The 23,355-nt window shown below is 63.3% G+C and carries 28 protein-coding genes and 1 pseudogene; 15 read left to right on the plus strand and 14 right to left on the minus strand.

Going from position 1 to position 23,355, the window contains the following annotated elements:
- Nucleotides 1-135 precede the first annotated feature (135 nt).
- Complete coding sequence (locus AKN84_RS29340; RefSeq protein WP_050424009.1) at nt 136-765, plus strand: OmpA family protein; 630 nt, start codon at nt 136-138, stop codon at nt 763-765.
- A 62-nt stretch (nt 766-827) separates the two neighbouring features.
- On the opposite strand, the gene AKN84_RS29345 is transcribed toward AKN84_RS29340, so the two are convergent.
- Nucleotides 828-2,132, minus strand: coding sequence for a phospholipid carrier-dependent glycosyltransferase (locus tag AKN84_RS29345; protein WP_050424010.1), 1,305 nt, complete (start codon nt 2,130-2,132; stop codon nt 828-830).
- A gap of 237 nt (nt 2,133-2,369) precedes the next feature.
- On the opposite strand from AKN84_RS29345, the gene AKN84_RS29350 reads away from it, so the two are divergent.
- Together AKN84_RS29350 and AKN84_RS29355 are read left to right on the plus strand one after the other, a co-directional pair.
- Nucleotides 2,370-3,074: a FecR family protein gene (locus AKN84_RS29350; RefSeq protein ID WP_050424011.1), complete on the plus strand. Its 705-nt coding sequence runs from the start codon at nt 2,370-2,372 to the stop codon at nt 3,072-3,074.
- Nucleotides 3,062-4,248: pseudogene (locus AKN84_RS29355) on the plus strand (hypothetical protein). Before AKN84_RS29350 ends, AKN84_RS29355 begins: the two are co-directional and overlap by 13 nt.
- 147 nt (nt 4,249-4,395) lie before the next feature.
- On the opposite strand, the gene AKN84_RS29360 reads toward AKN84_RS29355, so the two are convergent.
- The 3 genes from AKN84_RS29360 to AKN84_RS29370 all read right to left on the minus strand — a co-directional run bounded on the left by AKN84_RS29360 (nt 4,396) and on the right by AKN84_RS29370 (nt 7,001).
- Complete coding sequence (locus tag AKN84_RS29360; RefSeq protein ID WP_050424012.1) at nt 4,396-4,722, minus strand: hypothetical protein; 327 nt, start codon at nt 4,720-4,722, stop codon at nt 4,396-4,398.
- Nucleotides 4,723-4,892: 170 nt separating this feature from the next.
- Nucleotides 4,893-5,135 (minus strand): ComEA family DNA-binding protein, encoded by a 243-nt coding sequence (locus AKN84_RS29365; protein ID WP_050424013.1) that lies wholly within the window; start codon nt 5,133-5,135, stop codon nt 4,893-4,895.
- Nucleotides 5,136-5,324: 189 nt separating this feature from the next.
- Nucleotides 5,325-7,001, minus strand: a complete 1,677-nt coding sequence (locus tag AKN84_RS29370) for a glycosyltransferase family 39 protein (protein WP_050424014.1) — start codon at nt 6,999-7,001, stop codon at nt 5,325-5,327.
- A 445-nt stretch (nt 7,002-7,446) separates the two neighbouring features.
- On the opposite strand from AKN84_RS29370, the gene AKN84_RS47500 reads away from it, so the two are divergent.
- The 4 genes from AKN84_RS47500 to AKN84_RS29380 all read left to right on the plus strand — a co-directional run bounded on the left by AKN84_RS47500 (nt 7,447) and on the right by AKN84_RS29380 (nt 9,772).
- Nucleotides 7,447-7,587 carry a hypothetical protein gene (locus tag AKN84_RS47500; protein WP_157863351.1) on the plus strand — a complete coding sequence of 47 codons (141 nt, stop codon included), beginning with the start codon at nt 7,447-7,449 and terminating at the stop codon, nt 7,585-7,587.
- Between the two features lie 90 nt (nt 7,588-7,677).
- Nucleotides 7,678-8,349: a response regulator gene (locus AKN84_RS29375; RefSeq protein WP_050424015.1), complete on the plus strand. Its 672-nt coding sequence runs from the start codon at nt 7,678-7,680 to the stop codon at nt 8,347-8,349.
- 2 nt (nt 8,350-8,351) lie between these two features.
- A complete protein-coding gene (locus tag AKN84_RS50475) occupies nt 8,352-8,747 on the plus strand; it encodes a hypothetical protein (protein ID WP_347337369.1) in 396 nt (131 codons plus the stop codon).
- A complete protein-coding gene (locus tag AKN84_RS29380) occupies nt 8,657-9,772 on the plus strand; it encodes a sensor histidine kinase (protein WP_347337370.1) in 1,116 nt (371 codons plus the stop codon). The genes AKN84_RS50475 and AKN84_RS29380 overlap by 91 nt, the downstream gene beginning before the upstream one ends.
- A gap of 85 nt (nt 9,773-9,857) precedes the next feature.
- Here the strand turns inward: AKN84_RS29380 and AKN84_RS29385 are convergent, their stop codons facing one another.
- From AKN84_RS29385 to AKN84_RS49390, 3 genes are all read right to left on the minus strand, one after another.
- Nucleotides 9,858-10,277, minus strand: a complete 420-nt coding sequence (locus tag AKN84_RS29385; protein WP_050424016.1) for a VOC family protein — start codon at nt 10,275-10,277, stop codon at nt 9,858-9,860.
- A 120-nt stretch (nt 10,278-10,397) separates the two neighbouring features.
- Complete coding sequence (locus AKN84_RS49385; protein ID WP_244485566.1) at nt 10,398-10,787, minus strand: alpha/beta fold hydrolase; 390 nt, start codon at nt 10,785-10,787, stop codon at nt 10,398-10,400.
- A complete protein-coding gene (locus tag AKN84_RS49390; RefSeq protein ID WP_244485568.1) occupies nt 10,763-11,410 on the minus strand; it encodes an alpha/beta hydrolase in 648 nt (215 codons plus the stop codon). Before AKN84_RS49390 ends, AKN84_RS49385 begins: the two co-directional genes overlap by 25 nt.
- A gap of 277 nt (nt 11,411-11,687) precedes the next feature.
- On the opposite strand from AKN84_RS49390, the gene AKN84_RS29395 reads away from it, so the two are divergent.
- On the plus strand, nt 11,688-13,214 hold the full coding sequence (locus AKN84_RS29395; RefSeq protein WP_050424017.1) for an amidohydrolase family protein: 1,527 nt from the start codon (nt 11,688-11,690) through the stop codon (nt 13,212-13,214).
- 111 nt (nt 13,215-13,325) lie between these two features.
- On the opposite strand, the gene AKN84_RS29400 is transcribed toward AKN84_RS29395, so the two are convergent.
- Nucleotides 13,326-14,063, minus strand: a complete 738-nt coding sequence (locus AKN84_RS29400; RefSeq protein ID WP_050424018.1) for an enoyl-CoA hydratase/isomerase family protein — start codon at nt 14,061-14,063, stop codon at nt 13,326-13,328.
- Nucleotides 14,064-14,111: 48 nt separating this feature from the next.
- Complete coding sequence (locus tag AKN84_RS29405) at nt 14,112-14,636, minus strand: cupin domain-containing protein (protein WP_050424019.1); 525 nt, start codon at nt 14,634-14,636, stop codon at nt 14,112-14,114.
- A 144-nt stretch (nt 14,637-14,780) separates the two neighbouring features.
- On the opposite strand from AKN84_RS29405, the gene AKN84_RS29410 reads away from it, so the two are divergent.
- Nucleotides 14,781-14,996: a CsbD family protein gene (locus AKN84_RS29410; protein ID WP_050424052.1), complete on the plus strand. Its 216-nt coding sequence runs from the start codon at nt 14,781-14,783 to the stop codon at nt 14,994-14,996.
- 57 nt (nt 14,997-15,053) lie between these two features.
- Here AKN84_RS29410 and AKN84_RS29415 read toward each other — a convergent pair whose 3' ends face one another.
- From AKN84_RS29415 to ggt, 3 genes are read right to left on the minus strand one after another with little or no spacing between them, the layout of a single operon-like run.
- Nucleotides 15,054-16,061, minus strand: a complete 1,008-nt coding sequence (locus AKN84_RS29415; protein ID WP_050424020.1) for a D-2-hydroxyacid dehydrogenase family protein — start codon at nt 16,059-16,061, stop codon at nt 15,054-15,056.
- Nucleotides 16,062-16,090: 29 nt separating this feature from the next.
- Nucleotides 16,091-16,549 (minus strand): FKBP-type peptidyl-prolyl cis-trans isomerase, encoded by a 459-nt coding sequence (locus AKN84_RS29420; protein WP_128971266.1) that lies wholly within the window; start codon nt 16,547-16,549, stop codon nt 16,091-16,093.
- Nucleotides 16,550-16,584: 35 nt separating this feature from the next.
- Complete coding sequence (gene ggt / locus AKN84_RS29425) at nt 16,585-18,171, minus strand: gamma-glutamyltransferase (protein WP_050424021.1); 1,587 nt, start codon at nt 18,169-18,171, stop codon at nt 16,585-16,587.
- Nucleotides 18,172-18,341: 170 nt separating this feature from the next.
- On the opposite strand from ggt, the gene trhO reads away from it, so the two are divergent.
- Entirely contained in the window at nt 18,342-19,094 is a 753-nt protein-coding gene (gene trhO / locus AKN84_RS29430; protein WP_050424022.1) for an oxygen-dependent tRNA uridine(34) hydroxylase TrhO, read from the plus strand.
- Nucleotides 19,087-19,302 (plus strand): SlyX family protein, encoded by a 216-nt coding sequence (locus AKN84_RS29435; RefSeq protein ID WP_050424023.1) that lies wholly within the window; start codon nt 19,087-19,089, stop codon nt 19,300-19,302. The genes trhO and AKN84_RS29435 overlap by 8 nt, the downstream gene beginning before the upstream one ends.
- A gap of 30 nt (nt 19,303-19,332) precedes the next feature.
- Here the strand turns inward: AKN84_RS29435 and AKN84_RS29440 are convergent, their stop codons facing one another.
- The gene (locus AKN84_RS29440; protein WP_244485570.1) at nt 19,333-20,220 is read right to left on the minus strand and encodes a LysR family transcriptional regulator; all 888 of its coding nucleotides are present in this window, start codon (nt 20,218-20,220) and stop codon (nt 19,333-19,335) included.
- 396 nt (nt 20,221-20,616) lie between these two features.
- Between AKN84_RS29440 and AKN84_RS29445 the strand changes: the two genes are divergently transcribed.
- From AKN84_RS29445 to AKN84_RS29455, 4 genes are all read left to right on the plus strand, one after another.
- The gene (locus AKN84_RS29445; RefSeq protein WP_050424025.1) at nt 20,617-21,030 is read left to right on the plus strand and encodes a TadE/TadG family type IV pilus assembly protein; all 414 of its coding nucleotides are present in this window, start codon (nt 20,617-20,619) and stop codon (nt 21,028-21,030) included.
- 1 nt (nt 21,031) lies between these two features.
- Nucleotides 21,032-21,394 carry a pilus assembly protein TadG-related protein gene (locus tag AKN84_RS49395; RefSeq protein WP_244485572.1) on the plus strand — a complete coding sequence of 121 codons (363 nt, stop codon included), beginning with the start codon at nt 21,032-21,034 and terminating at the stop codon, nt 21,392-21,394.
- An 89-nt stretch (nt 21,395-21,483) separates the two neighbouring features.
- Nucleotides 21,484-22,689, plus strand: coding sequence for a Tad domain-containing protein (locus AKN84_RS29450; RefSeq protein ID WP_244485574.1), 1,206 nt, complete (start codon nt 21,484-21,486; stop codon nt 22,687-22,689).
- Between the two features lie 43 nt (nt 22,690-22,732).
- Complete coding sequence (locus tag AKN84_RS29455) at nt 22,733-23,023, plus strand: hypothetical protein (RefSeq protein ID WP_244485576.1); 291 nt, start codon at nt 22,733-22,735, stop codon at nt 23,021-23,023.
- 103 nt (nt 23,024-23,126) lie between these two features.
- Here the strand turns inward: AKN84_RS29455 and AKN84_RS29460 are convergent, their stop codons facing one another.
- Nucleotides 23,127-23,312 carry a hypothetical protein gene (locus AKN84_RS29460; protein WP_050424026.1) on the minus strand — a complete coding sequence of 62 codons (186 nt, stop codon included), beginning with the start codon at nt 23,310-23,312 and terminating at the stop codon, nt 23,127-23,129.
- Nucleotides 23,313-23,355: the final 43 nt, after the last annotated feature.

Consider the following 23,355-nt stretch of genomic DNA (forward strand, 5'->3'; position numbering starts at 1 on the left):
ATCGCGCCGCCTTATGGTCCCGGCAAGCCCAACTGTGACTCATATCACATTCATGGCTTTGAACTGGTTCTAGGTTCCCGGCATCAAAACGACAGCAAGCCCGATTGGGCTGGCCTGACATTTAAGGACGAAGCCATGACCCGCTCTCATTCCTTGTCTCTTTTGACAATCGGCGCTGCGCTGTCGATGACGGCGGGCGTCGCACTGGCCGGCAGCGACACCGTTCCGGCCGCCCAGATCCTCAATGCGCTGAAGCCGAAGTCGGCTACCCGCAGCCTCTCCGGCGCACAGGTCGACCCGGCAGCGACGGCCAAGGAGACAAGCTTCCTCAACACCGTTCGCAACCGGCAGACCCGCTCGCTGTCATTGGGCGAACGCCAGGAGATCGCCGACATCGCCGCCAACAAGCCGAAGATCGATCTGGAGATTCATTTCGACTACAACTCGGCGCAGATCGCCAAAGGCTCGACCCAGGCGGTGCAGGAGCTCGGCAAGGCGCTGTCGGACGCCAGCATGAAGGGCTCGACCTTCGTCCTCGCCGGCCACACCGACGCGATCGGCAGCGAGGCCTATAACCAGGATCTCTCGGAACGCCGCGCCGACACCATCAAGACCTATCTGGTCGAGCATTACGGCCTGAACGGCTCCGATCTCGTGACCGTCGGCTATGGCAAGACCCGGCCGAAGGATCCGAACGCGCCAATGGACCCGACCAATCGCCGCGTGCAGGTCGTCAACATGGATACCAAGACGGCGCAGCAGTAATCTCCCGAACTTCCGATCCGCCTGTCCGACCCCGGCAGGCGGATCGCTTGTTTCGGAAGGATTCAAATCCAGTTCTGGAACAGCATCAGCCGATTGAAGGTCGCGATCGACGTCTCGATCGCGGCGACCGTGATCGGCAGCATCGCGACGAAGCCCGCGCATCCGACGGCGACGAAGGCCCACAGCAGCCAGCGCGGCGCCCCCTTGCGCGTCAGCGCATAGACCAGCACAAAGCTCGCCGTGGTCGCGGCCGGCAGATAGTAATAGATGAATCCGAGCGTGCGCGGCAGCAGCGCCCAGGCGAGATACGGGCCGAGATAGAACGCAAGCACGAGAAACGCATCGCGGCTGCGGGCGACGATCCAGTCGCGCAGCGCGACGATCAGCGCGATCAATGCCGGCCACAAGATCAGCGGATTGCCGAGAAACACGACCGCCGCGAACCTGTCATCGCCGACCTTCTCGAACAGATACCAGACCGGGCGCACCAGGAACGGCCAGGACGGCCATGAGCTCATATAGGTGTGGCCCGCAATCGCGGTCGTGGTGTTGTCGGCGAAGATGCGGCGCTGCGCCTCGATGATGTCGCTGAACGAGAGGCCGTAGAGCGGCACGAAGGTCGCGAGATAGACGGCCGACGGGATCAGCACGAAACAGATGATGAAGTGCGGCAGACGGAAATCCGGCCACAGGTCCGGCTGGTACCAATCCTGATCATTGGCATCGGCAAAGCGCGTGCGCCAGCCCTGCATCAGGCGGATCGCCACGACGATCGCGACACAGGTCGCGAGCACGAACAACCCGCTCCATTTGCAGGCACACGCCAGCCCCGCGGCCAATCCCGCAAGCGCGAAGGCAGACTGCGGCCGAGCCTGCCTGAAGCCACGGATGAAAGCTGCAATCGCGAACAGACAGAAGGCGAGCGCGAAAATATCCAGCATCGCGATCCGCGACTGCACGAACAGCATCTGGTTGCAGAAGGCCAGCAGCACGGCTGCGATCGCGCGTTCCTGCGACTTAAACAGCGCGAGCGCGCCGAGATAGACGGCGACCAGCGCCAGCGCGCCGAACAGCGCCGCGGGATAGCGCCATCCGAGCGGCACGTCGCCGAACGCCTTGATCGAGAGCGCGATGATTTGCTTGGCAAGCGGTGGATGCATCGGGTTGAGGATCGGGCCCTCGACCATCGGCTGCAGCATCTGCCGCGCCGCCGGCACGTAATGCACCTCATCGAAATAGAGCTTGTCCGGCGCCGTGATCCCGAGCAGCAGCACGACATGGGCGACGACGAAGATGATCGCCGCGACGATCGCCGTGCGGGCGGCGGGACGCCGCAGAACAGAGGGAGATTTGGATGCGATATTCAAAGGGCGAGCACGTGGAGGAGAACGAGTGTGAGCGGAGTGTGAGCTACGATCGCGCCGTTGCACGCGACGCGTGTGACCTGTGTGATCGGAACTCACTTTCGCAACCACCGCGTTGAACGCAATCGAATCGACAGAGACTAACCATCCAGTCACCTCGGGGGAGTTTGTGACATATATACAATATCAGATGCATGCCCGATCCGGTACGATGACTGCGTTCAGTCGATCGGTATTGCAATGAATTTGCCTCGCAGCCTTTTTTCCCTGCTTGCACTCGGTCTTTTCGTCGCCCTGACGGCGCATTCCGCTCAGGCGCAGACCCGCGTCGGCGAAGCGGCGATGGTGAAGAACGAGGTCGTCCGCGTAGCGGCTGCAACCACGCCGATCAATGTCGGCGACGCGCTGCTGCGCGATGAGACGGTGCGCACCGGTCTCGAGAGCGCCGCGCGGCTGGTGATGGCCGACAGCACCAACCTCTCGCTCGGACCGAATGCCTCACTCAAGCTCGATCGCACCGTGTTCGACGACGAGCATCATTATCGCGATGTCGCGGTCCGCCTGACCTCGGGTGCGTTCCGCTTCGTCACCGGCCACTCGGACAAGGCGGCCTACAAGATCACCACGCCGCTTGCGACCATCGGTGTTCGCGGCACGGTGCTCGACATCCTGTCACAGCGCGGCAAAACCACCGTGGTGTTGCAGGAAGGCGCTTCGACGGTGTGTACGTCGAACCGGCAGTGCATCGACCTGACCCAGCCCGGCGACACCGCAATCATCACCTCGAGCGGCGGCCGCACCACGATCCAGAAGATCAACAACCCGCCCTGGACCTTTGCGGCGACCTGCACCCAGGCCGCGGGCCTCTGCACCGTCACCCAGTTCGCGGATGCGTCACCGGTGACGCCGCCGGTCGACGACACCGGAATGCTGTGCGGACGGTGATAATGGCACGGCGCATCCATTACGTGGTCCTGTCGACGGCTCTGACGTTGGCGCTGTCGTTCGCGATGCTGCAGGCGCTGGCTGCGCCGGCGCAGGCACAGACTCCAACGCCGAACTGCACGTCGATTCCCGACACCAACCTGTCAGCATTTGTGTCGCCGAACTGTGGAGCGACGCCCACGCCGACGCCCACTCCCACGCCGACACCTACCCCCACGCCAACACCGACGCCCACGCCCACGCCGACCCCAACGCCGAGTCCGTCACCGACACCGATCACCGGCGCGCGTCGAGCGGCAGTTCGATCAACAACCTCGCCGACCAGCGCTTCAACCAGATGATCACCAACCGCGTGCTCGGCTCGGTGCTGCTCGGCGTCAACGAGCAGGTCAATTGCGACGACTGCATCAGCGCGTTCGGCTCGGCCGGGTCGTTCTCGGCCGGCATCCATGGCCGCAAGACCATCACGCCGAACCTTTCGCTGCTCGCCGGCATCGCCTACACGCAATATGGCGAAGGCGGCTACAACGTCACCAGTGCGCCGATCGGCGCCTTCGCGCTGCGCTACGACTTCGTCGACTGGGGCTCGTCGCGGCCGTTCTTCGACGTCGGCAGCATCCTCTCGCCGTTGGAGAAGGTGCGCTATACCCGCAGCTACACGACCAGCCTCGGCCCGGTGTCGGTCACCGGCCAGACCTCGAGCGAGAATTACGGCGTGTACGGGCGCGCGGGCTGGATCAGCCGGCTGTCGGCGCGCGACGAGGTCGCGGCCTCGGTTGAGGTCTGGCAGCTATGGCAACGGGTCAAGGGCTACAGCGATCCGGCGATCGCCTTCAATCCGTTCGACGCCACCATCGCCGACGGCACCGATCGCACCAGCCTGGTCAAGATCGGCGGCCAGTGGACGCATCTGTTCGGATCGAACATCGAAACCAACATCAATGGCGGCTGGGTGCAATCCTTCGCCACCCATTCCGGCATAGTCGCCACCGTCACCGGCGATGGCACCATCGTGCCGACGATCGGTAACCAGGGCTGGTTCGAATATGGCGGCCGCGTCGGCTTCCGCATCACCAAGGGCTGGATCGCCGACCTCTTCCTCAACGGTACCGCCGGACCGCAGCCGGTCGGCAACACGGTGCACGGCGGCGTCGGGCTGCGGATCAGTTACTAGGACGGGCCTCCGGTGTCAGCGGACCGACCCAGCATCCATGGCACAACAACTGCGATGCCGCCAGAGGTGATCGACCTCCGGCGACGCCGCGGCTGACAGAATCGCAGCCTCAGCCTCTCATGATACGCGCGGTCCGTGCGGCCCCGTTCAGTCGTTGTCCCAGTAGCCATCCGAGTACCCGTCGCGGTACCCATATGAATAGCCGTGGTCATATCCGCCCGGATATTCGTCGCCGTAATCGTACACGTGACGATGATAGTGGACGACGGGAGGCGAGTAATAATCCCGCTCGTAGACATAGGCCGGCGCCGCCCGCGCAGTCATGGTGGAGCCCAACAGGGCTCCGACGGCGAGACCGCCAACCACGCCGGCGGCCACGGCATCTCCCCGCCGCCAGCGCGCCATGGCTTCGGTCGATGCAATACATCCCGTCACGATGACCGCTACGGTCGCCAATACAGCTACTCGCGTCATTCACGCATATCCTTATTTGAGTTCGACACCGCGCGGGCCGGTGGCAGCGATCGACCATCGCGCTTACCGCAGGATGACGTCGCCGCGCGACCAGCATCCTGCTTCGCCGTGCCCTCGGGTCATCTTGTCGGCTGATCCGCGCCGGACATCCGGCCCGCGGCAGAGAGCCTCTAGAACGTGACGAGGTCCTTGATCTCGCTCCGGACAAATCGCGGCACAACCCGTCTGCCCACGAAGTCGTTCCAGTCCTTGAACTTCGACTTCGTTCTCGCCTCCGTGATTGCAGTCACGGCGCGAACGCTGAGATGCGGAAGCTTCACCAGTTCGCTGACAGGTGCGGTGTTGAGGTTGATCTTTTCAGCCCAGCTGACCGGCTCCTGTGTCGCGGGTTTCTGGCGGGTCGAACCGGTCATGGATGGAGATGTCTGCGCGAGGGCGGTCGCACCGATGATACAAACACCGAGGCAGATGCAAACGAACCGAGTGAACATGGAGCACTATCCTTCACGATATGACGCCCTCGACCCGCGGCCGATAAAGCGGGTGCCGATTACCGCAAGCTTACGGTCGCGATCGTCGCAGCGACTTTCTGCAGCATCCGGTCAGCGGATCACGACGAACAGTCCGGCCCGGCGCGCTGCAGTGGATCGGCTCGCGGAGACATGCGTCCTTGCCCTCGCCAACATCGTTGCGAGACTTGAAGCAGCACTGCCCGGCTCGCGAAGCGGCGCCACCAGGAATGCAACGAGGTTTCGCCTGACGCCTGGAATTCCGAACAAGCTCGATTGAATGGAAATTTCGCGCCTGACATAGTGTCCGGCCTGCGCCGCCATCCGCTCAGTCCACTCAACGCAATCATCTTGGTCATCGAAGCAGAGCGCAGCCCAGCCGCGCTCCGGCGTCACCTGGCGAGGCAATGCCAATGAATACTGGTGGGCGAAGGGATTGCCATAGTATGGGTGATCGGAGCTGTAGAACGCCACCGCAAGCCCGAGGCTATCGTTGCCTCCGACGATCGACAGGGGCGTCCCCATCTCCTCGTGCCATAGGCGGGTGAGTTTGTCCGCCGCCTGGTGATAAAAGCTTCGTCCCTCCTCATAGCCGTGGCTGTTGCGGTAGAGCGCATGGATCGGGGCCGCGATCACGGCGGCAACGATCGCTATCCCTGCAACGAGGAGCGCGGCATTGACCGTGTAGAAGCGCTCGATCCGGTAGCGGGTGCTGCAAACAATCGGCACGGCAAGCAGGAACAATCCCTGCAGCGCCCATAGCGACGGCAAGTCGGTGCAGAGGAATATCGAGGTGGTGAAAGGAAGCACGATCGTGCCGATCGCGACGTGCCAGAGCAGTTGCAGGTTTGGGTCCGACGCCGCCATATCGCGAGACAGGCGCCTTATTCGATAGCCCGCGATCATCACCCACGTCGCGGCGGACAGACTCACTGCCGCAGCAAGGCCCAGCAGGAAATTGGCGGCGTCTTGCAAAGACGTCACGAAATCGGCCCGCACATGGGTCGCTGCATAGTAGACGGGCTCCGCGCCTGTCTCGGCCAGCCATTGCAGGTGCGGAAACAGCGCGAGCAGCCCGGCCGCGGTGGAGATCCAGGGCGAACTGGAGGTGAAGTAGGCGCGCCGCAACGGATGAACCATTGCCGACAACGCGAAGCTCGCGACCAGAAAGATGGAATAGTATTTGCCCAACATGGCAAGCGAGGCCGTCAGACCTGCGGCAATCGCCCAGAGTGGCGCCCTGGTTTCAAAGGCGCGGAGGAAGCAATAGGTCGCAAGCGGCCAGACCGCGAGCAACACCGCGTTGGCGTTGAAGCGCTGCGCGTGAAACTGATACGCCGGGGTCAGCATGAGCAGGAGCAGCACGAGCAGGCGCTTGTGCCCACCGACAAACCGCCTTGCGATCAGGTCGACGAACCACAATGCCAGCGCAGCATTCGTCATCGCCATCAATTGCAACGACCAGTCGGTCAGCGGAAAGACCGAGGTCCACGCGCCGGTCACCCATCCCATCAACGGCGGGTGTTTGGGATAACCCCACGCGAAATGCCGTCCATACGTCCAGGTCTCCAGCACGTCAGGATGCAGGCCAGCGCCGTGATAGGCGACTGACAGATACAGCGTCCAGATGCCGACGAAGCCGGCGAGCAGCAGTGGTACCGACCACCCTGCTTCGACCCCTTCCAGCCACTGGTTGAACGGGCGGCGCCAACGTGCCGGATCGCGATCCGACCGCTTGGCCATCGCCGACAACGCAAAATCTATCGGCATGAAGCCTTCGTTTTCATATCGCGAACGCCAGTCGGCGCTTCCATCGACATGCTCTTCACAGCCAGCATTACGACAGCCTGACGCGGCTCAGCTCACGTCTCCCGAGTGCCCTCGCCAACGCTGATGGCGGTCATGCGCCGGTAATGCTGATCGATGCCTCTGGCGGATCAATCCCGTCGAGGAGATCCGCATGCAAAGACTCGCCATCATGATGATCATGACGCTGATTGGCTTTGGGGTGCTTGGTGCTCGAAGCCGGCGCCGGTTACGGGGCAGCAGTGGCCGCAGGGGTCATTGAGCTTTGCCGATCGTTAGCCGCGGCGGCGATTGCGCGCACTCCGGCCGATGCCGCATGACACCCACGATGCGCCTATCAACTGTGTCGAAGCACTCCTGCTCGGCATAACACGATCTGGCTGCCCCTGAAGCCGAGCCGAAGAAGGGATTGAGCTCGATCGACGGAGCTTTGGCGCCCATCCCGACGGGTCTTTCCGAGGGCAGCCAATCGGGCGGCGACCTGATCGCTTCCGGCATCAAAAAACCCGACGGAATCGTCAAGAAAACGCCAATCACATCAACGTATTGAGATGAAATATCGCACTTTTCCGACCAGCCGTAATCTTCTGGTAATCCGTCCGTAATGGTAGAAGCCGTGTCTCATGCTTGGGAGAATGCGGTGCGAGTTCTGGTCGTGGAGGATGACCCTCAGCTTGGGCCATGGCTGCGGGATACTCTGGGAACGGCCTTCGGCTCGTCTGATATGGTCACAACGCTCGAGGAAGGCCGGGCCGCGATTGCCGTCCGGAATTTTGAACTCGTGGTAATCGACCGCGGACTACCGGATGGCGATGGCCTGGCCCTGCTGCGCGACCTGAAGCAACAGAAGCCGAGCCCCGCGACGATTGTGCTGACGGCACTTGATGATCCCGTCGATATTGCACGCGCCCTCGACGACGGGGCGGACGATTATGTGGCGAAGCCATTTGAACCGATCGAGCTGGTCGCAAGAGCAAAGGCCGTGCTCCGGCGTCTGTTCCTGGATCGAGGGGCGGTCGTTCGCATCGGCAATCTGAGCTACGACGTCCTCAATCGCGAGGTCTGCGTCGATCACCAGCCGATCGTCGTCCCGCGGCGCGAGCTGGCAATCCTGGAAGCCATGGTGCGACGGATCGGGCGCGTGGTCCTGCGCGAGACCCTTGAAGTTGCGGCCTATGATTTTGACGACGAGATTCAATCGAACGCGATCGAGGCGCATGTTTCGCGGCTGCGCCGACGGCTCCGTGCGGCCAACTGCAGGATCGTCATCAAACCGGTCCGTGGCCTCGGCTATCTGTTGAGTGGTGAATGATGATGTCCAAGTGGCAAGCGCTCAAGCGCATCCATCGCTCGATTGCGGTGCTGTCCGCGACGCTGATCGGTGCGGTGACGACCATCATGCTGCTCTGCGCGGCAGCCTTGCTGATCCGGTTTGGCGGCGACGACGACGGTACCTGGGCCGCGGCTGACGTCGCCGACGCCTTGAAAGCAGCCGTCACACGCAACGAGGCGGGTCAGCTGGCCCTCAAGCACACCTCGCGGCTGGAGGAGATCACCCGCAATTTTCCGACATTCTGGTATGTCTCTCCGACAAGAGTGGCGAGGTCAGCTACGGCCCGGTGCCGAAATGGCGTCCGCAAAAGACGCTGGCGTCACGTGACGGGACGAGTTTCCTCGCCTATGCGATCGACGGCGAAACCACCAAGCTGAAGAAGATGGCCGGCGTCCGAAACACGCCGGTGGGCGAGGTATGGATCGAAACCGGTGGCGTGGCCTATACGGCAACGCAACTGACGGTCGGAACGCTCACCGATGCGACGATCGTTGCGCTCCCCATCATCCTCGTCCTCGCAGCGACGGCGTTCACTGCCATGGTTTTCGTGCCGACGCTCATCGCGCGTCCCGTTCGGGCCGTCGCTGCGGCCGCCGAAATGATCGACGGGGTTTCAGATGGCCGACGACTGCCGGAAGACAATGCGCCATCCGAGCTGTTGCCTCTCGTCATGGCCTTCAATCGCGCGCTGTCGCGGATAGACACCGCTTCGAAAGCGCAGCGAAATTTCCTGTCGAATGCGGCACATGAACTTCGGACACCCTTGACCAATGCGCGCACCATACTCGAGCAGGTCGAGGACGCTCCGTTGCGTACCAAGCTGATAGCCGAGAACCAGAAGCTGTCGTCGATCGTCACCATGTTGCTGCAGTTGGCGCGCATCTCGGCCGAACCTGCCGAGCTGATCGACATGGATCTTGCTGCGCTCGCGCGCAGGGTGGCAGCCGAACATGTGCCGATGGCGTTGAAGAACGGAAGCGATGTCGAATTCACCGAGCCGCGTCACCCGGTCCGGGTGCGCGGCTCGGAAACCGCGATCGGCGTTGCACTCTCGAATCTGATCCGAAACGCCGTGACGCATGGAAGCGCCGGCGGCTCCGTGCTCATCAAGGTCGAAGCGCCGGCGCGGTTGAGCGTTGTTGACTTCGGATCCGGTCTGCAGCTTGGCCAGCCCGAACGTCTACTCGAACCGTTCAAGCGTGGAAACACCGGCGCGGAAGGGACTGGGCTCGGGCTTTCGATCGTTTCCCAGGTGATGACCACCCATAACGGCAGTGTTTCCCTCCGCGATACGCCGGGAGGCGGCACCACGGTCGAACTGAACTTTCCGGCCCTTCCCTGTCAGCCGTCCGAGCTGCCGCAGGGCAGAAAGGCCGCCCACGCCGTGACCGACGCCGCCTGAAGCAACTTCCCCCGCCTCGCACAAGCGAGGCGGGGGAGCGAGGGAGAACGGCTGACACCGCCTTGCCTTCATAGGCGCGCCGCGATCAGGCAGTGGCTGCGGCGGATTGCTTCGTCGCGGCCTCGACGTCCATCCACATCACTTCCCAGATGTGACCATCGGGATCCTCGAAGCTGCGGCCGTACATGAAGCCGTAGTCCTGCTTCGGCGACGGATCGGCGGTGCCGCCGGCGCCCTTCGCCTTGGTCACGTAGCCGTCGACGACGTCGCGGTTATCGGCGGAGAGGCAGACCAGCACTTCGCTGGTGGTCTTGGCGTCGGCGATCTTTTTCGGCGTAAACTGGCGGAATTTGTCATGGGTCAGCAGCATGACGAAGATCGTCTCCGAGATCACCATGCAGGAGGCGGTGTCGTCGGAGAATTGCGGGTTCTTGGTCGCGCCGATCGCCTCATAGAACGCAGTGGCATGGGCGAGATTGCTGACCGGCAGGTTGACGAAGATCATTTTGGGATTGGCCACGAGAAGCACTCCAATTGGCGGGGTTGTGGTCCGAGGACGAACCGCATAGCCGCTTCCCGACATCGCCGCGCAAATTTTTCTTGCGGCGTCGTGCCGCAGGCCGCCTCAGGTCACGATCGGCGTCGGCATGGTCAGAAATGCCCGCGTCACATGCCAGAACAGCTCGCGATTGGTGGCCAGGGCCACCGAATGGGCGGTGCCGGGCAGGATGATGAACTGCCGGTCGCCATTCGGCAGCTTGTTGAAGAACTCCTCGAGATCGGGCACCGCCGCGATCCCGTCATATTCGCCGCGGACCAGCAGCACCGGCGCCAGCACCTTCTCCGGATGCACCACCGGCAAATTGGCGATCATGTCGAGATAGGTGCCGGTCGGGATCTGATCGCCGAACTGCATCTCGACATCGGCCAGCGCCTCGATCACGGCCGGGTCCGACGTGCCGGGCCGGTCGCGGGTCGCAATCGAGCGGATCATGTCGCGGTCGCGCTTGCGCATGTTGTGGCTGCGGTAATAGGCGAGCTGCTCGGCGCGCTTTGCCAGTGTCGGCGAACCCTCGCCTTTATATGTGAAGGCGGCGAACACCAGCCGCCGATCCGCTCGGGCGCCGCCATCGCGAAGGCGCCGGCCCGCAGCGCGCCGGAGGATTCGCCGATAAAGTGATATCGCCTCTCGCCGGTCTCGCGCGCGATCACCTCGACCGCCGCCTTCAGGTCCTCGACGCCGCTCGCGATGTCAGCATTATCAGACGTGCGGCCCGACTTGCCGTAGTTCTCGTGATCCATGGTCCAGCAATCGAAGCCGTAGCGCGCGAACACATTGAGCAGCGAGTACTCGCCCTTGCCCGGCACCGTGAGGTCGAACACCCTCGATGTCACCGACGAGCCGTGGACGAAGAACACCACGGGTCGCGCCGGCTCGCCCGGCTTCGGCGCGCCGATCCGCTTGCGGAACATCCACAAGGGGACGTCACCCTTCTTCGCCCAGTATTCGTTGCTCCATATTTCTCCCTCAGTGGGAACGGCCATCGCAGCCTGCGCAGGCGCTGCGCCGAGCACTCCGGCGGTTGCAACCCCAATGCCCTTGATGATGGTGCGCCGCGAATGGTCCGAATGCATCATGGCTGGCCTCCCCTTCGGAACAACGGGGCTTCGTTCGGCCTCGTGTTGTGCAATGCTAGCATCTACAACCGTCATTGCGAGCGCAAGCGAAGCAATCCATGGCGCCGCTTGCGGAAGCGTGGATTGCTTCGTCGCTGCGCTCCTCGCAATGACGGCGACGGTGATGCACGATTTTGTGAACGTCGGTCGCGGCATTCTGCGCGGACGACGGAGGGACTTGGTCCTAGTCTCCGCCGCGGTTCGACCGGAAAAATCCGGCGAGAAGCGGGAGCGAAGAATGAGCAGCAATCTCACCGACGAAGAACTTGCCGCCTTGATGCCCTCGGAACTGTGCCAGCACCAGACGCCGATCCCGACCCAGATCGTCTCCAGCGACGAGTTCTATCCCGACCCACAGAACGAACGGCAGCGCGAAGTCGAGGCGCGGCTGCTCGCGATGGCCGACGATCTCGGCGGCAAGCAGGGCCTCGATCGCCGCAAATTCTTCCAGACCGCCGCCGGCATGGCCGCTTCCTTCGTCGCGATGAACCAGGTCTACGGGGAGCTGTTCGACGTGACGCCGGCGGAAGCCGCAACGCCCGCGATGGCGCAAGAGCGCGCCAACGGACTGAAGGATCAGTTCATCATGGACATGCACACGCATTTCCTGCGCGACGACACCCGCATCATGGGCTTTGTGGAAATGCGCAAGGCGGTCGGCAAGGCCGGCTGGAATAAGGAGCTCAAAGATCACGAGCAGACCATCGAGGATCTGAAGTTCAACAACTACAAGAAGGAGATGTTTCTCGATTCCGACACCAAGATCGCGCTGATCTCCTCGGCGCCGTCGGATATCGAGCAGGACTGGTTCCTGACCAACGAGCAGATGGCTGACGCGCGCAAGAAGATGAACGACGAGGCCGGCTCGCGCCGCGTGTTCTGCCACGCAATCTTCACGCCCGGGCAGCCCGGCTGGCTCGACAAGCTCGATGCTGCCTTGGCCTTGAAGCCGGAATCCTGCAAGGGCTACACGATCGGCGACAACACCCACAAGGAGATCAGCCGCTACCCCTGGCGGCTGGACGACGAGAAGGTTGCCTACAAGGGCTATGAGAAGATGGTGAAGGCGGGCATCAAGAATGTCTGCGTCCACAAGGGACTGTTCCCGCCCGGGATCGAGAAGCAATATCCGAATCTGCGCGGCTTCGCCGACGTTGCCGATGTCGGCCAGGCCGCCAAGGACTGGCCGCAGCTCAATTTCATCATCTACCACTCGGCCTATCGCCATGTCGGCGGCGATCCCAGGGTCGCGCTCGCCGAGTTCGAGCGCACCGGCCGCATCACCTGGACCTCCGATCTCGCCGACATCCCGGCGCAGTATGGCGTCAACAATGTCTATGGCGATGTCGGGCAGTTGTTCGCGACCACGCTGGTCGCAGAGCCCAATGTCTGCGCCGCGCTGATGGGCACCCTGATCAAGGGCCTCGGCGTCGACCACGTCTGCTGGGGCACCGACGCACTGTGGACCGGCGCGCCGCAATGGCAGATCGAGGGGCTGCGGCGGCTGGAGATCCCCGAAATGATGCAGAAGAAGTTCGGCTACGCGCCGCTTGGGCCGGCCGACGGGCCGGTGAAGACCGCGATCTTCGGCGACAACAACGCACGGCTCTACAACATCCAGCCGAAGCGCGCGATGCTCGACATCAAGGGCGACCGCTTTGCGATGATGAAGGCGCAGTATGAAAAGGCCGGCCCCGAGCCGTCGCACACGCGCTACGGCTATGTGGTGCCGAACGGGTCGATCGATCACCGGGTGTTTGTGTGACGCTCTAGCCCCGTCATTGCGAGGAGCGACAGCGACGAAGCAATCCATTCATCCGCATGCGCGGAAAGATGGATTGCTTCGCTTCGCTCGCAATGACGCGCAGCCGGAGGTTCACCTTCCCGTAAATCTCGGCTTGCGCTTCTCGCTGAAGGCCTTGACGCCTTCCTTGAGATCATCGCTGTCCCTGACTTCGTCGAGCAACCGCCGCACGTCGGCGACCGTCTCCAGCGGCCCCTTCGGCATGGCTTCACGGGCGAGCTTCTTTAGCGCGCGGACCACCAGCGGCGCGTTGCCGGCGATCTTCGCGGCCATCTCCTGTGCCATCGCGATATGTTGTCCCTTTGCCACCACCTTGTTGACGAAACCGATCTGGTAGGCGCGCTCCGCCGACATCTCCTCGCCGACCAGAAGAAACTCCATCGCGATCTTGTGCGGCATCCGCGCCATCACCGACGAGACGCCACCCGCCGTGGTTCCGATCTTGCCCTCGGGATAAATGAAACGCGTCGTCTCCGACGCCACGCACAAATCGGCCATCTGGACCAGCACGAAGGCCCCGCCGACCACCCAGCCAGACGTTGCCGCAACGACCGGCTTGTCCAGTTCGACGCCCAGACCGGGGACCGCGTGCCACATATTGACCGGAAGGTCGGCCACATCGGCGCCGACCGAAAAATACTTCTCCTCCGAGGAAGCCAGCACCGCGACGCGATCGTCGCTGTCGCGAAAGCGCAGCCAGGCATCACGCAACTCGCTGCACAGCGCATTGTTCAGCGCATTGTGCTTTTCGCTGCGGGCCATCGTGATGGTGGCGACGTGATCCGCACTCTCGTAACGAACGAGCGTCATGCTGGCCTCCCTGTTTTGTTGTTCTTTCAACGCGGCCTGGCCGCCTCGTCACTTCTTCTCGTCGGGATGCCGGTGCACCGGATCGACCCACAGCACATTCTCCGGCTTCTCGACCGGCTCGATGTCGAGATTGATCGCGACCGCCTCGCCGTCGGAGCGCACCAGCACGCATTCCAGCACCTCGTCGGGACTGGCATTGATCTCCTGATGCGGCACGTAGGGTGGCACGAAAATGAAATCGCCGGGGCCGGCTTCGGCGGTGAACTGCAGCTTCTCGCCCCAGCGCATCCGCGCCTTGCCCTTCACGACGTAGATGATGCTTTCGAGATGACCGTGATGATGCGCGCCGGTCTTGGCGTCCGGCTTGATGCTGACGGTGCCCGCCCACAATTTCTGCGCGCCGACGCGGGCGAAATTGATCGCGGCCTTGCGGTCCATGCCGGCGGTCGACGGGACGTTCGGATCGAGCTGGTTGCCGGGAATCACGCGGACGCCGTCGTGCTTCCAGCGCTCGTCGTCGTGATGGTGATGACCGTGGTCATGAGAATGGGTGTGATCGTGGGAACCGCTCATCGTTCTTGCTTTCGTTGGTCGAGTTTCGTGCCTGGAACGCTACCGAAAAGCGCGCGCGCAGGCGAGCGCAAAATCGGAACATTGCCAATCGGAACATCGCGATGTCCCAGCGCGTTGCGTCAGCGTATTTCGAAGGAGTATTTCATGACCAGCACGACCGACAAGATCAGGGGCAGGGCCAACGAGGCGATCGGCAGGCTCAGGCGGCGCATTGGCAAGGCCACCGGTTCTCCGGCGATGCAGGGCCGAGGCGCGATCCAGGAAGCCAAGGGTAAGGGGCAGAAGGCACTTGGCGGCGCCAAGCGTATCGTCAGAAATGCGCTCAAGAGAGCGACCTCAGCGGCCCATTGGCCTCGCTGAACGACAGACAAGACGGCCGGCCGATCGGGCCCGCTGTTCGAGCATGTGCGACGCGCGTCAGCCGCGCGGGCGCGGATGTGCCAGCACATCCGGATGTGCCAGCACATCCGGATTGACCACATTGGTCGGCGTACCGGCGGCGTAGGCCACGACCTGATCGAAGATGTCGGTGAACTGGATCTCGTATTCGTCGCGCGAGACGTAGCCGAGATGCGGCGTGCAGACCACATTGTCCATATTGAGCAGCGGGTCCGTCGTGTCGCGCAGCGGCTCCTTCTCGTAGACATCGACCGCGGCCATACCTGGCCGGCCAGCCCGCAGCGCATCGACCAGCGCGCCCGGCTCGATCAGCGGCGCGCGGCTGGTGTTGACGATCAGCGCGGTTTCCTTCATTCGCGCGAGATCTTCCGCCTTGACGATGCCGCGCGTCGCGTCGACCAACCGCATATGCAGCGACAGCACGTCGCAGCGAGTAAAGAAATCGGCCTTGCTGGCCGCGGTCTCGTAGCCGTCGGCGCGGGCCTTCGCCAAGGCGCCCTCGCGCGCCCAGACCAGCACGTTCATGCCGAACGCCCTGCCGTAACCCGCGACCACCGCGCCGATGCGGCCGTAGCCATAGATGCCGAGCGTCTTGCCGCGCAGCGTATGGCCGACGCCGATCTGCCATTTGCCGGCCTTCAGCGCCGCCATCTGCTGCGGGATCGCGCGCATCGCGGCGACGATCAGGCCCCAGGTGAACTCGGCGGTCGCGTAAGACGGCGTATCGGCGTGCTGGCTGGACGACACGATGATGCCGAGCCGCGTGCAGGTCTCGATGTCGATATGCGGATAGACGCTGCGCTGGCTGATCAGCTTCAGCTTCGGCAGCCGCTCGAGTAGCGGCGCGCGGATCTGGGTGCGTTCGCGGATCAGGACCAGCGCGTCGGTGTCGGAGAGCCGTTCCGCGAGCGCGTCGACATCCTGGACATGATCGTTCCAGATCGTGACGTCGTGGCCGTCGAGCTTGCGGAAACAATCGAGGGTGCGCAGCGTGTCGAAATAATCGTCGAGGATCGAGATCTTCATCGCTGCGCCTCCCCTTTCGCGGGTGCCGCTTATTTCACGCCCAGCAGCTCGACGTCGAACATCAGCGTGGCATTCGGCGGGATCACGCCGCCGGCGCCGCGCGCGCCGTAGCCGAGGTTCGGCGGGATGATCAGCGTGCGCTTACCGCCGACCTTCATGGTGGCGACGCCCTCGTCCCAGCCCTTGATCACGTGGCCCTGGCCGATCGGAAACTCGAACGGCTCGTTGCGATCGACCGAGGAGTCGAATTTCTTGCCCTTCTGGCCGTTCTCGTAGAGCCAGCCGGTGTAGTGCATAACGCAGGTCTGGCCGGGCTTCGGCGAGGCGCCGGTGCCGGCCTTGCTGTCGATGATCTGGAGGCCTGAAGCTGTGGTCATGGGCTTTCCTGCGGTTTGGGCCGCTGCCGGACCGCCGGCAACGGATGTGGAGACTGCCGCCGCAAGGCCGGCGAACGCAGTCCTGATGATCGTGCGTCGTGAAGATTGCATCCGGGACGTCCTTCCTTGATTGATGTTGATCGCGATCAGTAGCCGAGCGCGCAACCGTCCTTGCGCGGATCGGAGCCGCCGGTCAGCGTGCCCTTGTCCCAATCGATCCAGATGCCCTGGCCGCCGCCGAGCGGCGCGACCACGCTGGTGGTCTTGTGGCCGATCTTCTTCAGGCCTTCGACAATCTCCGCCGGCACGCTGTCCTCGAGCTGATAGACGCCCTCGTAATGCAGGCCGCGCGGCATGTCGATCGCTTCCTGAATGTCACAGCCGTAGTCGAGCATGTTGGTCAGCACATGGGTCTGGCCGACCGGCTGATACTGCCCGCCCATCACGCCATACGGCATCACCGCACGGCCGTTCCTGGTGGCCAGCGCCGGGATGATGGTGTGCAGCGGACGCTTGCCCGGCGCGATGCAGTTCGGATGGCCGGGCTGGATGCGGAAGCCGCCGGCGCGATTCTGCAGCAGGACGCCGGTCTTGTTGGAGACGATCGCCGAGCCGAACGAATGCGCGATCGAGTTGATGAAGGAGCAGACGTTGCGATCCTTGTCGACCACCGTGATGTAGACGGTCGACGGATTCATCGGTGGCGCAACATTCGGCAGTTCGAGCAGCCGGTCCATCCGGATGTTCTTGATGTGCTCGTCGGCGAACTCCTTCGACAGGATGCCGGCGACATCGACATGGGCGTGCTGGGGATCGGCGATATACTGCTCGCGCATCATGTAGGCGATGCGCGCAGCTTCCGCCTCGAGGTGGAAGCGCTCGATGCTGAGCGGCTTGAACTTGGTCAGGTCGAAGCGCGACAGGATGTTGAGCATCACCAGCATCGTGATGCCCGGGCCGTTCGGCGGGCACTGCCAGACGTCGTAGCCCTTGTACATCGTGCCGATCGGCGAGGTCGACTCCGTCGAGTGCGCCGCAAAGTCCTCGAGCGTGTGCAGGCCGCCGATGCCGCGCAGCGTGTCGACCATGTCGGCGGCGATCTCGCCGCTATAGAAGGCATCGCGGCCCTTCTGCGCGATGGCGCGCAGCGTCTTGCCGAGCTCGGGCTGGCGGATCACGTCGCCGGCGACCGCAGGCTTGCCGTGCGGCAACAGATAGCGCTCGGTGTTGGTGCCGTTCTTCAGCTTCTCGAAGCCGTTCTTCCAGTCGAAGGCGATGCGCGGAGCGACGACATAGCCTTCTTCGGCGGCCTTGATCGCGGGCTGCAGCAGCCGGTCGAAGCCGAACTTGCCGTGATCCCTGAGGATCACGTCCCAGGCATCGATGGCGCCGGGAATGCTGACGGCATGCGCCGAGGTCAGCGGCACCGAATGGATCTTGCGCTCGAGGTACCAATCGGCGGTTGCCGCCATCGGTGCCCGGCCGCTGCCGTTGTAGGCCGTGATCTTGCCCTCGCCCCTCGGCTGGATCAGCGCAAAGCAGTCGCCGCCGATGCCGGTCGATTGCGGTTCGATGACGCCGAGCAGCGCGCAGGCCGCGACAGCTGCGTCAGCCGCCGTGCCGCCCTCGCGCATCACCTCGATGGCCACCAGCGCCGCCTGCGGATGCGATGTAGCGACCATCGCGTTCTGGGCGTGGACCGTGGAACGGCCGGCGAAGTGGAAATTCCTCATAACAGAGAGCTCGCTTGATCGTGATGGGCTGATGCTGCTGCGGCGGACGGTGGGAGTACATGGCACATTCATCCCCGGCTGAGCAATGCCTGGCATGCCAGAGGGATTATCCCGGTAATGCATGGCTTTGCGGGGTTACGCCGACCCAGCCGGCCTGATAAACCCCGGCCATGCCCCTCAAGGTCGCCGCCTTCTATCAGTTCGCCGTGCTGCCCGACTTCCGCGCGTTGCGCGAGCCGCTGCGCGCGCTCTGCGCAAGGCTCGATCTTAGGGGCAGCGTGCTGCTCGCGCATGAGGGCATCAACGGCACCATCGCCGGCAGCGACCAAGCGATCGATGGCTTCATCGCCGAACTCAGGCACGGGCCGCTGTTCGGCGGCCGCCTCGACAATCTCGAGCTGAAATTCTCCGAGGCCGCGCAGATGCCGTTCCAGCGGCTCAAGGTCCGGCTGAAGAAGGAGATCGTCACACTCGGCGATACCACGGTCGATCCGACGCGGCAGGTCGGCACCTATGTCGACGCCGCCGACTGGAACGAACTCATCGCCTCACCCGACATCATGGTGCTCGATACCCGCAACGCGTTCGAGGTCGCGATGGGCAGCTTCGAAGGCGCGGTCGATCCCAGGATTGCGAGCTTTGGGCAATTCAAGGAATTTGCCGCGCTGCATCTCGATCCCGCCAAGCACCGCCGCATTGCGATGTTCTGCACCGGCGGCATCCGCTGCGAGAAGGCGAGCGCCTATCTGCTCGCGCAGGGCTTCGCCGAGGTCTATCACCTCAAGGGCGGCATCCTCAGATATCTCGAGGAAACGCCACAGCAGGACAGCCGCTGGCGCGGCGACTGCTTTGTGTTCGACGAGCGTGTCGCGCTCGGCCACGGGCTGCGCGAGCGTGGACGCGAGGACGCCACGCATGAATGACACGGCAAGACTGAGCGAACGGATCGATGCGCTGGAGGTCCGCCTGACCTATCAGGACGAAACCATCGAGACGCTCAATCAGACCATCACGGCGCAGTGGAAGCAGATCGACGCGTTGACGCGCCAGCTCGCCGAGTTGCGCGACCGGCTTCAGGAAGCCGAACGCCAGGCGCCAGGCCCCGCCAGCGAGCGCCCACCGCACTATTGATCAGTGCCGCCGGAATGCGGCGGCACCGGACTACATGTTGCTCGCCTGACGCATCGGCTTCGCGCCGCTGAAGAACAGGCTGGACAACCGCTGCACCATCGCCGTCGCGCGGCTGCCCTCGAGGCCCGGGCGAACACACAGCAGGCGCTTCTGCACCGGAAGATCAGGAAGATAATAGTCCTTCGCCGAAATCAGCGAGGACGGGATCATCCGCTCGGGGCACGCCGTCAGGCCGTATCCGGCCCATGCGGCTTCCAGTCGCAGTTGGTGGTTCGGGCTCCTGAACACGATCTTGTACGAGATGTTGTGCTTGGTGAGCGTCCGGATCATCCAGTCGTCGCCCGGCCACGCCAGGATCGGGATCGGGGCGCCCGGCCGCAGCACAAAATCGCGTGATCGCACCCAGACCGAACGCTCGTCGGCCTCGGCGGCGATCGTCACCTCGTCTTCGTTCTCAAGCGAAGGGTTGCTGTAGACGAAGGCGATGTCGATGTAGCCATCGATCAATCCCCTGATCACGATCGGCGACATGTCGGCGTGAACCAACACGTCGGCGAGCGCATCGGCGGGATGCAGCTTGAGGAACTCCTCGGCGAGCATCGTGCTCATGCCGAGCCGCAACGGCTGCGGTCCTTCATGATTGCCGCCCAGCCGAAGCAGCTGATCGTTCGCTTCGAGGATGCGCCTTGCCTGCTGCACGGCAACCTTGCCGAGCTCGGTGGTCGTTGTGCCGTTTGCCGTTCTGACGAAGAGCGCGCCACCAACCAGGCTCTGCAGTCGTTTGACCTGCGAACTGATCGCCGGCTGACTGAGGCCGAGACGTTCCCCTGCCTTCGATAGACTTCCCGTCTCCGCAATCGCAACGACGGTGCGAACAATCTCAGTAGGAATATTCAAATGCTGACGTGGTCTGTGCATCGCGAGCCCTCCAATCTCAGCACGGGACGCAATTACGTTCTCCAGTATGTGATTCAGCTATACTAACATTTGGTTGCACTTTCGTTTAGTTTCAATTTGTCGCGACACCGCCATGATTGCGCGCCATATGTATTGTTACGTGCATTGCCACGTAATGCTACGGTATTGGACGGCTGCACCTGCACACGGGCGCAGCACCTCGACGCCAGCAGCCCCCGGATTTCTGCGGGCACGGCATCAAAGATTTTGATCGCCCCATAACGCACCGCGCACCCAATAAGTCCAAGCGCCGCCATTCATCTGAATTGACGTCCCTGATTCGCGAAAGCGTTTTCATAGTTTTCCTTAATCAAAGCCTCGCAACGTGGCGCCGTAGATTGCGTTTCGAGGTGTCTCATGACCAGGCTATTTCGCTGTCGAAGCGGCGCTTCTGCCGTCGAATTTGCGCTGATGCTGCCGCTGTTCCTCGCCTTCATTTTCGGCATCATTGTATTCGGCTCGTACCTTGCGATGGTGCATGGCGTTCAGCAACTCGCCGCCGAAGCGGCGCGGTCGTCGATCGCCGGAATGACCGACACTGAACGCAACAGCCTCGCAACCAATTACGTCACCGCCAACGTATCGACCTATCCGCTGCTCGTTCCCAGCAATCTCACCGTCAATGCCGCGCCGTCGGCATCGAACGCGAACGTCTACATCGTGACGCTCAACTACAACGCGGCCGGCAACTTCATCTACAAGCTGCCTTTCGTGCCGGCGCCCGCGAGCACCATCGTCCGCTCCGCCGCGATTCAGTATGGGGGGTTCTAGGATGAGCGGCATCCTCACGCTGATGCGGCGCTTCGGCGCCGACGAGCGGGGAAACTTCGCGATGATCGGCGCCGGCCTGATGACGCTCCTGATCGGGTGCGCCGGGCTTGCCATCGATCTCGGCACGATCTTCGCCGATCGGCGCAAGACCCAGAGCACCGCCGACCTCGCCGCGATCGTCGCCGCCGCCAATTTGAGCAATCCGGTCAACGCCGCCTCCGCGACGGTGACGCAGAACAACTATCCGGCCAGTGCGCTGGTCAAGGTCGAGACCGGGACCTACACTGCAAGCAGCGCCATCGCGCCACAGGCCCGTTTCGTGACCCCGGCGGTCGGAATTCCGAACGCGCGCGCGTCACGCTGACGACCCAGACCCCGCTCTACTTCGCGCGCTACCTCACCGGCGCGAGCAGCTTCAACATCACGACGACCGCCACCGCGACATCGACCGAAATGGCTACATTCGCGATCGGCTCGCGGCTGCTCTCGGTCAACGGCGGTGTGGTCAACGCGCTGCTCGGCTCGATGCTCGGGACCACGCTGTCGCTCTCGGTGATGGACTACAATTCGCTGATCAGCGCCAAGATCGACGCGCTGGACTTCCTGTCGGCGCTGGCAACCCGGATCAATTTGACCGGCGTCACCTATAGCGACCTCTTGAGCAGCAACGTCAAGGTCGGCGATTTGATGGCGGCTGCGCTGACCACCCAGCAGATCACCAATGGCGCGGGCGCCGCGACCACCGCGCTGTCGACGATCTCCCAGGCCGTCACCGGCTCCTCGACCAAGGTTTCGCCGGGCACCCTGATCGACCTCGGGCCCTTCGCGAACCTCACCGTAGGGCAGAAGCCGAAGGTCGGCGCCAGCGTCTCGGTGTTCGACCTCGTCAACACGGTGGCGCAGATCGCCAACGGCAGCCATCAGATCGCAACCTCGGTCAATCTCGGCCTGCCCGGCATCGCCAACGTGTCGGTGATCGCGACGATCGGCGAGCGCCCGGTCGGCTCGAGCTGGATCGCGATGGGCACCCAGGGCGTGAGCGTGCACACCGCGCAGACCAGGATCCTGGCGACGGTCAATGTTCTCGGCTCCGGCAGCATCGCGTCGATCAATCTGCCTGTCTATGTCGAAGTCGCCTCGGGAACCGCCACGCTCAATGCGGTGTCCTGCGGCCATCCGAACATCAGCACCTCGCAGGTCACCGTCGGCGTGACCCCGGGAATCGTGGATGCCTGGATCGGCAACGTCACGGTCGCCGATATGACCAACTTCGCGACCAAGCCCAATCCGCCGCCGGCGACGCTGGTCACTGTGCTGGGGATCCCGATCACGGGCCTCGCCCAAGCCGGCATGGGCAACACCACGCCGACCAACGTCAATTTCAGCTACAGCGACATCCAGGCAGGAACGAAGAAGACCGTAACGACGACCAACTTCCTGTCTTCGCTGACGGCAAGTCTGCTCGGTGACCTCACGCTCAACATCGCTGGCATTCCGATCCCGGGATTGGGCGCGCTCGTCATGAGCATCCTGAACGGCGTGACGAGCCCGATCGATCAGGTGCTGGCGTCCCTGCTCTCGACTCTCGGCATCGGGCTCGGCCAGGTCGACGTCTGGGTGCTGGGCATCCGCTGCGACGGCGCCGTGCTGGTGAACTAGAGCACGATCGCGACCGGGCATCACACCGGGGTAGGAGACTGCCGTGAGTACAACAATAAGAAGATACAAGACCGACAGCCAGCGAATGGCCTTGATGAAACGCGGCACGATCCTGTTCCGCAACGCCAGCGTCGGATGTCTTGTGCTCAACATCTCGACCGGAGGGGCGGGACTTGCGGTGGAAAGCGACACCGCACTTCCGTTCGCGTTCGACCTCGAGATCGAGAGCGAGCCGATCCGGCGGCACTACATTCTGGCCTGGCGCCTGGAGCGCCGGCTCGGCGTGACCTTCGAATTCGACCGGATGCTGTGTCCCGAATGCGGCCCTGTCTAGCTGAGTGGGCGCGGCCCGCGTCGAACCGCCACGACGCGGCGGTTCGTTCCAATATGATTGAGCTGATTTCGCGTCGTGGTTAGCATTCGCTGGGATATACCAGCTAATTGTCGCGATTGCCGTCGTGCTTCGACGGCGCCGGCTGCGTGGCGCTGACCGGATCGGACGCCGGGAAGGTATCCTCCAGACCCTCGTTCAGCCGGGAGCGCGCCTTGCGCTCGGCGGCCTTGGCCTCGTGCGGCTTCTCGGCATGCTTGTCATGCGCGGCAGGATCGAATTTGTCGGCCATGTCGTCCCTCCTTCTCGGGGGGCAACGCGCCCACGCAAAGCGG

Source organism: Bradyrhizobium tropiciagri (genome assembly GCF_001189845.1).
Lineage (GTDB): Bacteria > Pseudomonadota > Alphaproteobacteria > Rhizobiales > Xanthobacteraceae > Bradyrhizobium > Bradyrhizobium tropiciagri.